The organism is Mycobacterium sp., assembly GCF_050701675.1.
GTDB lineage: Bacteria > Actinomycetota > Actinomycetes > Mycobacteriales > Mycobacteriaceae > Mycobacterium.
The window spans coordinates 1-13,324 of the sequence record NZ_JBOGDD010001165.1 but is presented as its reverse complement, the minus strand read 5'-3'; the positions used below and the strand labels follow the sequence as shown (position 1 = coordinate 13,324).

The following is a 13,324-nucleotide window of genomic DNA, read 5'->3' as shown; positions in this document are numbered from 1 at the left end:
GCGCTACACCGGTCGCGGTATGCCGCTGCTCGACCTCATCCAGGAGGGCAACCTGGGCTTGATCCGGGCGATGGAGAAGTTCGACTACGCCAAGGGATTCAAGTTTTCGACCTATGCCACCTGGTGGATCCGTCAGGCCATCACCCGTGGCATGGCGGATCAGAGCCGCACCATCCGGTTACCCGTCCACTTGGTCGAGCAGGTCAACAAGCTCGCGAGGATCAAGCGGGAGATGCATCAGAACCTCGGCCGCGACGCCAGCGACGAGGAATTGGCCGAGGAGTCCGGCATCCCAGCCGAGAAGATCGCCGACCTGCTGTCCCACAGCCGTGACCCGGTAAGCCTCGACATGCCCGTCGGCAGTGACGAAGAGGCTCCGCTCGGCGACTTCATCGAGGACGCCGAGGCGATGTCCGCCGAGAACGCCGTGATCTCCGAGTTGCTACACACCGACATCCGGCACGTGCTGGCTACCCTCGACGAGCGCGAGCAACAGGTGATCAGGCTGCGGTTCGGGCTGGACGACGGACAGCCCCGCACCCTGGACCAGATCGGGAAGCTGTTCGGGCTGTCACGCGAGCGGGTTCGCCAGATCGAGCGCGAGGTCATGGCCAAGCTGCGCCAGGGCGAGCGTGCCGAACGGTTGCGCTCCTACGCCAGCTAGATCCCTCAGACCCATCTCCCGGGTGATGCCCGCCGCGCCCGCGGCGGGCATCACTTCTTTGCCAAGACGACGTCGCTTTGGGGTGACGCGGGCGGCTGCAGGGATCACATTGTGTCGCCACTATGTTGCGGCCCAGTTCAGGCGTTATCACCGGTAGACTCGGGGCGCAATGGAGGGCGGCCAATGAACGATCTGATCGATACCACCGAGATGTACCTGCGGACGATCTATGACCTCGAAGAAGAGGGCGTCGTGCCCCTGCGTGCCCGGATCGCAGAACGCCTCGAGCAGAGCGGCCCGACGGTCAGCCAGACCGTGTCACGCATGGAGCGGGACGGACTTCTGCACGTGGCGGGTGACCGGCACCTCGAACTGACCGACAAGGGCCGCGCACTGGCCGTGTCCGTGATGCGCAAGCACCGGCTCGCCGAGCGACTCCTGGTCGACGTCATCGGCCTTCCGTGGGAAGAAGTGCACGCCGAGGCGTGCCGCTGGGAGCACGTCATGAGCGAGGACGTCGAGCGCCGTCTGGTCCAGGTTCTCGACAATCCGACCACTTCTCCGTTCGGAAACCCCATCCCCGGCCTTTCGGAACTCGGTGTCACGCTGTCCGATTCGGACGACGTCAGCCTGGTCCGGCTCACCGAACTGCCGTCGGGTTTCCCCATCGCCGTCCGAGTGCGTCAGCTCACCGAACACGTCCAGGGCGACGTCGAACTGATCGGTCGCCTCAAGGATGCCGGCGTGGTGCCCAACGCACGCGTGACCGTTCAGGTCAGCGAGCAGGGCAGCGTACTGATCGTGATCCCCGGTCACGAGCAGGTCGAACTTCCCCACCACATGGCGCACGCCGTCAGAGTCGAGAAGGTCTAACCAGCTCGGCTGCCCAACCCGAGGCGCGGTGGCAGCCGCACCCCGAGCCGTTTGGCCAACCGATAGCCGGTCTGCGCCAGCTCCCGGATCCGATCGGGTCCCATGCCCGACTGCAACGCCTGATCGAGCATGCCGGCCATGCGATGGTCCGGGGCGCTGCGCAGGGCAGCGTCCAGGGATACCCCCGCCAGCGGTCCGTCACCGCGGGCATATGCCGAAAAGGCAAGCAGCACGAGGGCTTCGCTACGCCACGGATCGGGCAGCGTTCGCGCCAACAGTGCCCACACCGACTCGGCGCGGCCGGCCTCGCGTCCCACCGCGAGCGCGTACAACGTGTCGCGGACCCGGGGATCGGTGATGCCGCACCCCAGCCTGACCACGTCGTCGTCGGTGGGGGCCAGCCCGTCAGCCATCCCGCGGGACACGTTCAAGGCGTGCTCGACGTCGCCGCGAACGTCCGCGTCGGGCCGCAGCTCCCCGTCGTGCTGAGCGCGCTCCATCGCCGGTCGCAGTGCTGCCGTGCGGTCGGGATCTGCCACGGCGATCACGTCCTGCAGATCGGCACGGCGGCCGTAGAGCCGACGCCCGTCGAGTACCGCGGCCACGGCCATGGGAGACGACATGGGGTCCTCGATGATCCCCGCCTTGGAGTGGTCGTCCTGGCAATGCCAGCGTCCGCCTGCCTCCAGTCTGTCCACCACGTAGGAGGCCAGCAGCTCGACGCCGTGAGCGTCCAGCGCGTCGTCCAGGGCCACCACGAGGTCGCGGTATTCGTCGAGGCACATCCGGCAGGAAGCGCCGTCCTCGTCGACGATCACCGCGATGGCCGCGTCGGGACCGCTGGCGACAGCCATATCCGCCATGTGCTCGACCGTCTCGAGTAGTTCCGCCGAGAGGTCCACGCGCATGACGCAGCCCAGCGCACCGTGCTCCACGGTGACGAGAACCAGGGATTTCTCCGGCACGAAGCCGAGTACGGCGGGCACCGCGGCAATCAACGTGGCGGGCCGGTTGAGGTGAAAGTCGGATGCTCTGAAGGTCGTCATGAGCAGAACTTCGCAGGCGTCGGTGTCGGAGGCCTCCCATCGACCTGCCTGCGACCTCGACGGCTCGACGTTCTGTGGATGAACCGTCGTCTGGGGATGAAGACGTTGGGGGCGGGCGAAGCGATGGGGATGGCATGTGTTCACGCGCTATTGACGTACTCGGCATGCAAGATCAGTTCAACCGGCGTAGACCTTTCATCCATGGGTTCCATGCAGGAATACGACCTCGTCGTCATCGGCTCCGGTCCCGGCGGGCAGAAGGCCGCCATCGCCGCCGCCAAGCTCGGCAAGTCGGTCGCCGTCATCGAGCGCGGACTCATGCTCGGTGGAGTCTGCGTGAACACCGGGACCATCCCGTCGAAGACGTTGCGCGAGGCCGTCGTCTACCTCACCGGCATGAGCCAGCGCGAGCTGTACGGCGCCAGCTACCGCGTCAAGGACAAGATCACCCCCGCCGACCTGCTGGCCCGCACCCAGCACGTCATCGGCAAGGAGATCGACGTCGTCCGTTCGCAGCTGATGCGCAACCGCGTCGAGCTCTACGTCGGCCACGCCCGGTTCATCGACGCCCACACCCTCCAGGTGGAGGACCCGAACCGCTCCGAAAGCATCGCCGTGACCGGCCGCAACGTCGTCATCGCGACCGGCACCAAACCGCTGCGCCCGGCGGGCGTGGAGTTCGACGACTCGCGGGTGCTCGACTCCGACGGGATCCTCGACCTCAAGACCATTCCCTCGTCGATGGTCGTCGTCGGCGCTGGCGTGATCGGCATCGAATACGCGTCGATGTTCGCCGCGCTCGGCACCAAGGTGACCGTCGTGGAGAAGCGCCCCACGATGCTGGACTTCTGCGACCCGGAGATCGTCGAGGCCCTGCGCTTCCACCTGCGCGACCTTGCGGTCACCTTCCGCTTCGGCGAGGAGGTCACCGCCGTCGACGTCGGCGCCTCCGGCACCGTCACCACCCTTGCCAGCGGCAAGCAGATCCCCGCCGAGACCGTGATGTACTCCGCCGGGCGTCAGGGTCAGACCGAAAGACTCGACCTCGAGGCCGCCGGGCTGGAGGCCGACAACCGGGGCCGGATCTTCGTCGACGACAACTACCAGACCAAGGTCGACCACATCTATGCGGTCGGTGACGTGATCGGATTCCCCGCGCTGGCCGCGACGTCGATGGACCAGGGCAGGTTGGCCGCCTATCACGCCTTCGGCGAGCCCTGCAAGGGCATGACCGCGCTACAGCCGATCGGCATCTACTCGATCCCGGAGGTCTCCTACGTCGGAGCCAGCGAGGTCGACCTCACCAAGGACTCCATCCCGTATGAGGTCGGGGTGTCGCGCTACCGGGAACTGGCCCGCGGTCAGATTGCCGGCGACTCGTACGGCATGCTCAAACTCCTGGTGTCGACCGAGGATCTCAAGCTTCTCGGCGTGCACATCTTCGGCACCAACGCCACCGAGATGGTGCACATCGGCCAGGCCGTAATGGGCTGCGGTGGCACCGTTGAATACCTGGTCGACGCCGTCTTCAACTACCCCACGTTCTCCGAGGCCTACAAGGTCGCCGCACTGGACGTGATGAACAAGCTGCGCGCGCTGAGCCAGTTCCGGGCCTGATCAACAGTCGTCCTCGAGCGCCGCGGGCGCCGCGTCGCCGGGTCCGCCTGCCTCGGCTCGGGCCATCAACTCCTTCACGGCGCCGTCGAAGGGCGGGGCGTAGGAGACGTTCTCCTGGCAACCGCCGCCCTCCAACCCGCCTGTGACCCCGACCACGGTGCGGCCCGCCAGCCAGGGTGCTCCGCTGGTGCCGTCGACCAGGCCCGCACACCGCAACGTCGGGTATCCGTGTTCGCGGGCAGCCATGCGGGCAGTGCATCCGATGGGATCTCCCCCGACGCCGAGGGCGTAGCCCGTGACGTCGACGTCCGTGCCTGCCGCCGGACTCGAACCGAGCGCGAATCCCCCGCCGACCGCAGCCTCCACCGATGCCCCGCCGTCGCGGCTCACCCTGGCGATCGCGAAATCGGCAAGCGGGTCCTGACCGGAAATCCACCGTGGGTCGAGGTAGACCTTGTCGATGTGCCAGTAGTCTTGCGGCTCAGCACTTTTGGCGAACGCTGGGACAAACGACGCATCGATGCCGTCAATCATGCAGTGCGCCGCCGTGAGGACCAGGTCACCCGTCGCGGAGTGCAGAACCGAACCGGTGCACGTGTGCAACGACTGGCCACCGAGGAAGATCGCACCCACCCACGGGTCTGGGTCCACCGGATCCGCCGTCACCGTCGCCGCCTGCGACGCCGTGAGGTGTGCTGAGGACGCGGAGCGCGACGTCGCCCGCACCGCCAGAGGCTCGCCGCAGGACGTGGACACGACCATTACTGCGGCCAGCAGAACGACCCCGGCACCGCGCATGAGCACCGATCTTGCCCGATGACACTGTGTGCGGCAGTGCGCCACGGAATGCACGTGCCGTGGCCGCGCGTTCCATCCTTGAGTGGGGCCGTGCTGGCAGAAACCTCGAAGTGCGGGACACTAGACGTCACGAGGAGGCGAGGCAGGAATGGCCGATCACTCAGATAGCCCAGAACAGCACTACCGGCCCGAGCAGACGGGGATCTACGAGCTGGAGTTTCCAGCACCCCAGCTGTCGTCCGACGACGGACGCGGCCCGGTCATGATTCACGCGCTGGAGGGCTTCTCCGACGCCGGCCACGCCATCAAGCTCGCCGCCACGCATCTCAAGGACACCCTCGACACGGAACTGGTGGCCTCGTTCGCGATCGACGAACTGCTGGACTACCGGTCCCGCAGGCCCCTCATGACGTTCAAGACCGACCACTTCACCCACTACGACGATCCCGAGCTCAACCTCTACGCGTTGCACGACAGCGTCGGCACCCCGTTCCTGCTCCTGGCCGGCCTCGAGCCCGATCTGAGGTGGGAGCGGTTCATCACCGCCGTGCGGCTGCTCGCCGAGCGGCTCGGAGTGCGCCAGGTCATTGGTCTCGGCACGATTCCCATGGCGGTGCCGCACACCCGTCCCGTCACCATGACTGCGCACTCGAACGACAAGGAGCTGATCGCCGACCACCAGCCGTGGGTGGGCGAGGTTCAGGTGCCCGCCAGCGTGTCGAATCTGCTGGAGTACCGGATGACACAACACGGCCACGACGCGGTCGGATTCACCGTGCACGTGCCTCACTACCTCGCCCAGACTGACTATCCGCCGGCCGCGGAGGCGTTGCTGGCGCAGGTCGCCAAGACCGGTTCGCTGCGGCTTCCCCTTGCCGCGCTCGGCGAGGCCAGCATCGAGGTGCACACCAAGATCAACGAGCAGGTGTCCTCCAGCGACGAGGTCGCTCAAGTGGTGACGGCGCTGGAGCGCCAGTACGATGCCTTCGTTGCTGCCCAAGAGAATCGATCCCTGCTGGCGCGTGAAGAGGACCTGCCGAGTGGCGAGGAGCTCGGTGCCGAATTCGAGCGGTTCCTCGCCGAGCAGACCGGCGACGACTCCGGAGGCGGGGACGGCAACAAAGGGTTTGACTAGGCCGCCCTAACCCGGCCCGACGACGGAGTTGGTGATCGTGACCGAGCGAAAGCCCAATTTGCGACCCGTGCGCGAACTCACCCCGACGCTGCACTACCGGACCATCCACGGGTATCGGCGTGCGTTTCGGATCGCCGGATCGGGTCCGGCCATCCTGCTGATTCACGGCATCGGTGACAACTCCACGACGTGGAGCACGGTGCAGAGCAAGCTCGCGCAGCGATTCACGGTCATCGCCCCGGACCTTCTCGGTCATGGCAAGTCGGACAAGCCGCGCGCGGACTACTCGGTCGCCGCCTACGCCAACGGCATGCGCGACCTGCTCAGCGTGCTCGACATCGAGCGCGTCACCGTCGTCGGGCACTCCCTCGGCGGTGGGGTGGCCATGCAATTCGCCTACCAGTTCCCACAATTGGTAGACCGGCTGATCCTCATCGGATCGGGTGGGGTGACCAAGGACGTCAACGTCGCGCTGCGGATAGCCTCCATGCCCTTCGGCAGTGAGGCGCTGGCCCTTCTGCGGCTGCCCATGGTTCTTCCCGCCTTGCAGATGGTCGGCCGCGTGGGTGGCACGTTGTTCGGATCCACCGGAGTTGGTCGCGACATCCCCGACGTCCTGCGGATACTGGCCGATCTCCCAGAGCCGACGGCATCGTCGGCCTTCGCCCGCACGCTCCGCGCGGTGGTCGACTGGCGAGGCCAGGTGGTCACCATGCTGGATCGATGTTATTTGACCGAATCCGTTCCCGTGCAATTGATTTGGGGATCCCGCGATTCCGTGATCCCGGTGAGCCATGCCCGCATGGCCCATGCTGCGATGCCCGGCGCACAACTCGAAGTCTTCGAAGGTTCAGGCCACTTTCCCTTCCACGACGATCCCGACCGCTTCGTCGAGATCGTCGAGAAGTTCATCGGCTCCACCGACCCCGCCGTCTACGACCAGGAACTACTGCGCAATCTGTTGCGCGCCGGCGTCAGCGAGAACGGGCTCACGGGCACGATCGGCACCCGCGTCGCGGTGCTCGACGCAATGGGTGCCGACGAGCGCAGCGCCACCTGAGGCTGCCCGACGGCACCTCCCCCGACACCACGTAGCATCGGGGCATGGCCTTGGACGTGACAGTGCTTCGGGTTTTCACCGACGCGAACGGCGACTACGGAAATCCCCTCGGCGTCGTCGACGCCAATCTGGTGGAGCCATCCGACAGGCAGCGGATCGCCACCGAATTGGGTTATAGCGAAACGATTTTCATCAACCAGCCCGAATCGGGAACCAGCAGCGCCACTGCCAACATCTTCACTCCCGCCACGGAACTGCCATTCGCCGGGCATCCCTCCGTCGGCGCGTCTTGGTGGCTCAAGGAGCGCGGTACCCCGATCAAGACGTTGCGCGTTCCCGCCGGTGTCGTACAGGTCGAATACGTCCAGCTACCGGACGGCGAGTTCACGACGATCAGTGCGCGCGCGGAGTGGGCGCCGGACTTCTCGATCCATGAACTCGGGTCGGTCCAGGATGTCCTGGATGCCGATCCCGACGACTACGGTGACGACGCCGAGCACTACCTCTGGGCGTGGATCGACCAATCCGCGGGCTCGATCCGATCCCGACTGTTCGCCAGTCAGCTGGGGATCCCGGAGGACGAGGCGACCGGCGCGGGAGCTGTTCGCATGACCGAGCACCTCAGCCGTGACCTGGCGATCGCACAGGGCAAGGGGTCTGAGCTCCGCACCACCTGGAGCGCCGACGGCTGGGTGAAGGTCGCGGGACGCGTCGTCGATGACGGTATCCGTCAGATCGACTGATCGGTCAGGCCGAAGACACGCCACGGTGGGCGCGCAGTGCCTCGATTTCGCGCTCGAAGTCGTCGGCCGACGAGAAGGACCGGTACACGGACGCGAACCGCAGGTAGGCAACCTCGTCGAGATCGCGAAGTGGGCCGAGAATGGCCAGGCCGACCTCGTTGCTGGGCACCTCGGGTGAGCCCGCTGCCCGCACCGCATCCTCGACCTGCTGGGCCAATAGGTTCAAGGCGTCGTCGTCGACCTGACGACCCTGACAGGCCCTGCGGACACCCTTGATCACCTTTTCCCGGCTGAACGGCTCGGTGACGCCACTGCGCTTGACGACAGCCAGCACCGCGGTCTCTACCGTGGTGAACCTGCGCCCGCACTCGGGACAGGATCTACGGCGTCGAATCGCCTGGCCTTCATCGGCCTCCCGAGAGTCGACCACCCTCGAATCGGGATTACGACAGAACGGACAGTGCATCTCCGCTCCTTCGCCGCGAGCACGTATGTCGGTCGCATACGAGCGTACCGTTGCACGGCACTGGGTTTCACGGCGCATGCCGGGGATCAGCCGACCGGTGCGATGAGCGTCTGTCCGGCGTCGACTGCGGCCGAGGGGAGTTCGTTGAGATCCCGGATCTGCGCGACGACGGAGTGGACCGGTGCGTCCGGCGCCACCCGCTGCGCGAGTGCCTCCAGAGACTCACCCGCCTGTACCTGAACGACGGCCAAGCGCGCCGCTGCCGGCGTCGCAGACGACTCCGGCGCCGCACCCAACTGGGCGACCAGACCGAGCCACACCGTGATGGCGGCCGCGACGAGTGCCATCACCACGGTGGCCATGGGGGTTACGGGCCTGCGCCGGTGCGATGCGCGCGACATGAGCACCCCCGTGCCGCGATAGTTCAGAGGAGCGCCGGCCGGGCGGTGCGGCTGAGGGCCGCGCCGGGAGCCGGGAGCCGACCGCCGCACCGGCCGCATGGGACGCAAGACGAGGTCGGTGGGGTCTTCGCGGGTGATGATCGTCATCTCGTGGGCCTTTCCGGTGTGGGCTTGTTCGCTCTTGTGTTCGAATACTAATCGCTCAGGTGTTCGATTACTAGAACACGTGATCGAACTGTTGCAAACGGTAACTCGCCCCACCGACAAGTCCGGCCGACCGGAGGTCCGGCGACACGCGTCGAACACATGTTTGATTCTCGTCCCGCATGGGACTACATTCGGCGCCATGAGTGACACCAGCGACACGGTCCTAACCGAACGTCAACGCACGATTCTGGACGTCATCCGGAGTTCGGTCACCACCCGCGGATATCCGCCGAGCATCCGTGAGATCGGAGACGCGGTGGGCTTGACGTCTACCTCGTCGGTCGCCCACCAGCTCCGCACGCTCGAGCGCAAGGGCTACATACGTCGCGACCCGAATCGACCGCGGGCGGTCGACGTCAGGACGCCCGACGATCCGTCGAGGCAGCTGGCAGCCGCCGTCACCACGGACGTCGCCGGTTCGGACGCGTTGCCGCAGCCGACGTTCGTGCCCGTGCTTGGACGTATCGCGGCCGGCGGTCCGATCCTCGCCGAAGAGGCCGTCGAGGACGTCTTCCCGCTGCCGAAGGAGCTCGTCGGCGAGGGATCGCTGTTCCTGCTGAAGGTCGTTGGCGAGTCCATGATCGATGCGGCGATCTGCGATGGTGACTGGGTCGTGATCCGTCAGCAGAACGTGGCCGACAACGGCGACATCGTGGCCGCGATGATCGATGGCGAGGCCACCGTGAAGACGTTCAAGCGCACCGGTGGCCAGGTGTGGCTCATGCCGCACAACCCCGCGTTCGACCCGATTCCGGGCAATGAAGCGGCCATCCTCGGCAAGGTCGTCACGGTCCTCCGCAAGATCTGACGACCCCCGCTAACCCTTGGTGAATCCATTCGTCAGCGCGAATTCCTCACTGGCGAACCATATCTCTGCGCGGGCATCGTCATAGCGATCGCTGCCGGGGGCCCAGTACACGCCCGACTTGGTGTCGGCCTTGATCGGGTAGCCCAGCGGCGGGCTGAACGGATCTTCGCTCGCCAGCCGCAGTGACGTCTCCGCGGTCACCGGTTCGTCGAAGAGCTGAATCGCGGCGTGCCGACCGCTCGGCGGACCGCTTTCCGGTTCGGGCTCCGGTTCGGGTTCCGGTTCGGATGCGGAATCTTCGTCCGAGTCGTCGTGTGGCGATTCGTCGACATCCGAGAACCACGCGTGCTCGGATTCGTCGTCTACCTTGACGATGGGCGTCGGCGCGGTATCGATGGCGTCCTGATCGGAGGCAAGATCCGCCGTGAAGCCCTCCGGTCCGCCGCGAGCGGTGGCGTCGGGGTCGCCGGCAGGCATCGCCCAGGTGCGCTCATCGTCGGCCGTACCGCCGTCTTCGTTGCCATCGGGCGGAACCGGACCGGAGTCGAGATCGGGGTCCCCGTCGTAGTCGCCCTCGTCGTCGAAGCCGCTCAACGGGGCGCGGTCGTCGTGCCGCCGCCGATTGAGAAGGACGGCGGCCGCCACCACCCCGACGAGCACGAGGACTGGCACGATTCCCAGCAGCCACCACCAGCTCGGGCGGAACCACGTCGAACCGCCGTCATTGGGGGCTGCGGCAGCCGGAGCCTTGGGGACGTCGCCGCGCGGCACCTGTAACCCGGTCAGTTGGGAGGCCAGACCCGACGGCTCCGTGGTGAACTGGTTGGTGGTCTTGTTCCAGGAGATCGCACCTCCGTTGAACTTCTGGGTGACGACGTCGCCGTTCTCGGTCTGGTCGGCGGTCGGGGCGCCGAGGTCACCGGTTGCTCCGCCGAGTTTCGACCAGGCCGCATTCATCGCGCCGCGCACGATCACGGCGCCGAAGTCGGGGGTCCAGAAGATCACCGGCTGGTCGGCGGCCGCGAAACTCGCGACCTTGCTTGCCGGTGCGACACCACCGTCGTTCTCGTCACTGGTCGGGAAGCCGAGATCCCCCTGTGGACCGCCGACACTCTCGTACTTCGCCAGCACCTGGCCGGTCAGCACGTTCGCCCCGGTGGCGGGACTGTAGAAGATCTTGCCGCCGGCGAAGTTCTGCCCGGTTCCGTCGGCGCCGATCGAGTACTGGCCGCCATCGGCGGCACCGAGCGGCCCGAGCGGTCCACCCGCGGCCCGCCGTGCGGCGTCGATGGCCGAGGTGACGTCACCGGGGATCTCGAGTCCCGTGAGCTGATCGGCCAACTCCGGAGGGGTGGTCGTGAACGCATTCGTCTTCCGGTTCCACGTCACCTGTCCGCCGGAGAAGGACTGGCTGACCTCGTCGCTGCTGTAGACCTCGTCCTCCGTCGGGACACCGAGGACGCCTGCGGAGCCCCCGAGCTTGTCCCACGCGGCGTTGATGGCACCCCTGACCACTCGCGCATCGGTGTCCGGGGTCCAGAAGATCACCGGTCGGTCCGCCGCGCTGAAGGTGCTGTTGCGGCTGTCAGGGGCCTTCCCGTCACCCTCGTCGATGGTCGGGAAACCGAGGTCGCTGTCGGCGGGGCCGCCCAACGACTGGTATTTGTCGAGGATCACCCCCTGCATCACGTGGGCTCCGGTGTCCGGGGTGAAGAAGATGACTCCGCCTGCGAAGTTCTGGCCGAAGCCCGCCCCCACCGGGTAGACGCCGCCGTCTTTGTCTCCGAGCGGTCCGGTGGCGCCGCCGCCGGCATCCCATGCCGCGGTGATGGCTGCGTCGGCATCACTGTCGGGAGTGGCCCATGCGGCGGGTGCGACGAGCAGGGCCGCCGCCACCAGGGCGACCAACCCGACGGTAGCGCGTCCAGTGGCCGTGCTCAGCCGGGTTCGGAGCCCCGTCATTACTTCCTCCCACAAGCTGTGGCGGCCTCCCTTGAGCGCCGCGTGCGTCAACTCTGCTTCAGTTGACGTCCATCTTGAGGGATATCCGACCCGTCCGAGGAAAGTGTCGTGCCGGACGGGCTGCCTAAACGCCGAGACTTCTGCCGATGATCTCCTTCATGATCTCGGTCGTTCCCCCGTAGATCGTCTGAATGCGGGAGTCGAGGAACGCCCGTGCGACCGGGTATTCGCGCATGTAGCCGTACCCGCCGTGCAGTTGCAGGCAGCGGTCGTTCAGTCGGACCTGCGCCTCGGTGGAATACCACTTGGCCATCGCCGCCTGTTCGGCGGTGAGCTTCTCCTCGAGGTGCAATTCGAGGAACTCGTCGACCATCAGCCGCACCACCGTCGCCTCGGTGGACAACTCGGCCAGCGTGAAGCGGGTGTTCTGGAAGCTTCCGATCGGCTTGCCGAACGCCTTGCGATCCTTCGTGTACTGCAGCGTTTGCTCCAGCACCGACTCCATGCCCGCGGCCGCCATCACCGCGATGCTGATGCGCTCCTGCGGTAGGTTCTGCATCAGGTAGACGAAGCCCGAGCCCTCCTCGCCAAGCAGGTTCTCCGCGGGCACCTTCACGTCCGCGAAGGACAGCTCCGCGGTGTCCTGGGCGTCGAGCCCGATCTTGTCCAGGTGGCGGCCCCGCTCGAAACCGTCCATTCCCCGCTCCACGACCAGCAATGAGAAGCCCAGTGCTCCCTTGTCTGGATCGGTGCACGCCACGACGATCACTAGGTCGGCGTTGATGCCGTTGGTGATGAACGTCTTCGAGCCGTTGAGCACCCAGCTACCGTCGTCCTGCTTGACGGCGCGGGTCTTGATGCCCTGCAGGTCACTGCCGGTGCCCGGTTCCGTCATCGCGATCGCGGTGATGAGCTCCCCCGAACAGAAGCCGGGCAGCCAACGCTGCTTCTGCTCCTCTGTCGCCAGTCGCAACAGGTAGGGCGCGATGATGTCGTTCTGCAGGGAGAACCCGAGACCGCTGTAGCGGCCGGCCGTGGTCTCCTCGGTGATGACGACGTTGTAGCGGAAGTCGTCATTGCCACCGCCCCCGTACTCCTCCGGCACCGCCATCCCCAGAAAGCCTTGCTTGCCCGCCTCGAGCCAGACTCCGCGGTCGACGATCTTGTCCTTCTCCCACTGCTCGTGGAACGGGGCCACGTGGCGCTCGAGAAAGCCTCGGTAGGACTCGCGGAAGAGGTCGTGCTCGGGCTCGAAGAGGGTGCGGTCGTACTTGATGGCGCCCATGGATTACCTCCGGATCGGCGAAGCGGGATTTGCCGTCGACCATATACCACCCAACCGGATGGTTGGGTATCCGGAGGGCCCGCCTGCGGCGCGATTGTCGGAGGCCCACGACCAGCGCGACAGCCCTAGAATCGACGCAATGCCGAAAGCCTCGACGTCGCTCACACACTGGGGTGCCTTCACCGCCGACGTTCGTGACGGTGACATCGCGTCGGTCCGGCCGTTCAACGGTGACGCCGACCCGTCACCCCTGCTCGGC

The 13,324-nt window shown here is 66.5% G+C and carries 14 protein-coding genes; 8 read left to right on the top strand and 6 right to left on the bottom strand.

Annotated elements, in window-relative coordinates:
- Positions 1–664, top strand: a 664-nt coding sequence (locus tag ACRDUX_RS36125; RefSeq protein ID WP_526421539.1) for a sigma-70 family RNA polymerase sigma factor, incomplete at its 5' end; no start/stop codon positions are given.
- A gap of 183 nt (positions 665–847) precedes the next feature.
- Positions 848–1,537, top strand: coding sequence for an iron-dependent transcriptional repressor DtxR (locus ACRDUX_RS36120; RefSeq protein ID WP_526421537.1), 690 nt, complete (start codon positions 848–850; stop codon positions 1,535–1,537).
- On the opposite strand, the gene ACRDUX_RS36115 is transcribed toward ACRDUX_RS36120, so the two are convergent.
- Positions 1,534–2,583 (bottom strand): DUF4192 family protein, encoded by a 1,050-nt coding sequence (locus tag ACRDUX_RS36115; protein ID WP_526421535.1) that lies wholly within the window; start codon positions 2,581–2,583, stop codon positions 1,534–1,536. The genes ACRDUX_RS36120 and ACRDUX_RS36115 overlap by 4 nt on opposite strands.
- Positions 2,584–2,793: 210 nt before the next feature.
- On the opposite strand from ACRDUX_RS36115, the gene sthA reads away from it, so the two are divergent.
- Positions 2,794–4,200 carry a Si-specific NAD(P)(+) transhydrogenase gene (sthA, locus tag ACRDUX_RS36110; RefSeq protein ID WP_526421541.1) on the top strand — a complete coding sequence of 469 codons (1,407 nt, stop codon included), beginning with the start codon at positions 2,794–2,796 and terminating at the stop codon, positions 4,198–4,200.
- On the opposite strand, the gene ACRDUX_RS36105 is transcribed toward sthA, so the two are convergent.
- A complete protein-coding gene (locus tag ACRDUX_RS36105) occupies positions 4,201–4,998 on the bottom strand; it encodes a trypsin-like serine peptidase (RefSeq protein ID WP_526421533.1) in 798 nt (265 codons plus the stop codon).
- A gap of 148 nt (positions 4,999–5,146) precedes the next feature.
- Between ACRDUX_RS36105 and ACRDUX_RS36100 the strand changes: the two genes are divergently transcribed.
- Genes ACRDUX_RS36100 through ACRDUX_RS36090 form a run of 3 tightly spaced genes read left to right on the top strand, consistent with a single transcriptional unit; the run spans position 5,147 to position 7,936 of the window.
- Complete coding sequence (locus ACRDUX_RS36100; protein ID WP_526421531.1) at positions 5,147–6,133, top strand: proteasome assembly chaperone family protein; 987 nt, start codon at positions 5,147–5,149, stop codon at positions 6,131–6,133.
- A 37-nt stretch (positions 6,134–6,170) separates the two neighbouring features.
- Complete coding sequence (locus ACRDUX_RS36095) at positions 6,171–7,193, top strand: alpha/beta fold hydrolase (RefSeq protein ID WP_526421529.1); 1,023 nt, start codon at positions 6,171–6,173, stop codon at positions 7,191–7,193.
- A 44-nt stretch (positions 7,194–7,237) separates the two neighbouring features.
- Positions 7,238–7,936, top strand: coding sequence for a PhzF family phenazine biosynthesis protein (locus ACRDUX_RS36090; RefSeq protein ID WP_526421527.1), 699 nt, complete (start codon positions 7,238–7,240; stop codon positions 7,934–7,936).
- Positions 7,937–7,940: 4 nt separating this feature from the next.
- Here the strand turns inward: ACRDUX_RS36090 and nrdR are convergent, their stop codons facing one another.
- Both nrdR and ACRDUX_RS36080 read right to left on the bottom strand, forming a co-directional pair.
- A complete protein-coding gene (gene nrdR, locus ACRDUX_RS36085) occupies positions 7,941–8,402 on the bottom strand; it encodes a transcriptional regulator NrdR (protein WP_526421525.1) in 462 nt (153 codons plus the stop codon).
- A gap of 86 nt (positions 8,403–8,488) precedes the next feature.
- Positions 8,489–8,950: a LysM peptidoglycan-binding domain-containing protein gene (locus tag ACRDUX_RS36080; protein WP_526421523.1), complete on the bottom strand. Its 462-nt coding sequence runs from the start codon at positions 8,948–8,950 to the stop codon at positions 8,489–8,491.
- A 199-nt stretch (positions 8,951–9,149) separates the two neighbouring features.
- Between ACRDUX_RS36080 and lexA the strand changes: the two genes are divergently transcribed.
- The gene (lexA, locus tag ACRDUX_RS36075; RefSeq protein ID WP_526421521.1) at positions 9,150–9,818 is read left to right on the top strand and encodes a transcriptional repressor LexA; all 669 of its coding nucleotides are present in this window, start codon (positions 9,150–9,152) and stop codon (positions 9,816–9,818) included.
- 9 nt (positions 9,819–9,827) lie between these two features.
- Here the strand turns inward: lexA and ACRDUX_RS36070 are convergent, their stop codons facing one another.
- Entirely contained in the window at positions 9,828–11,780 is a 1,953-nt protein-coding gene (locus ACRDUX_RS36070; RefSeq protein WP_526421519.1) for an LGFP repeat-containing protein, read from the bottom strand.
- A 124-nt stretch (positions 11,781–11,904) separates the two neighbouring features.
- Complete coding sequence (locus ACRDUX_RS36065; protein ID WP_526421517.1) at positions 11,905–13,065, bottom strand: acyl-CoA dehydrogenase family protein; 1,161 nt, start codon at positions 13,063–13,065, stop codon at positions 11,905–11,907.
- Here ACRDUX_RS36065 and ACRDUX_RS36060 point away from each other — a divergent pair.
- The coding region (locus ACRDUX_RS36060; protein WP_526421515.1) for a hypothetical protein at positions 13,055–13,324 on the top strand (270 nt) is incomplete at its 3' end. The genes ACRDUX_RS36065 and ACRDUX_RS36060 overlap by 11 nt on opposite strands.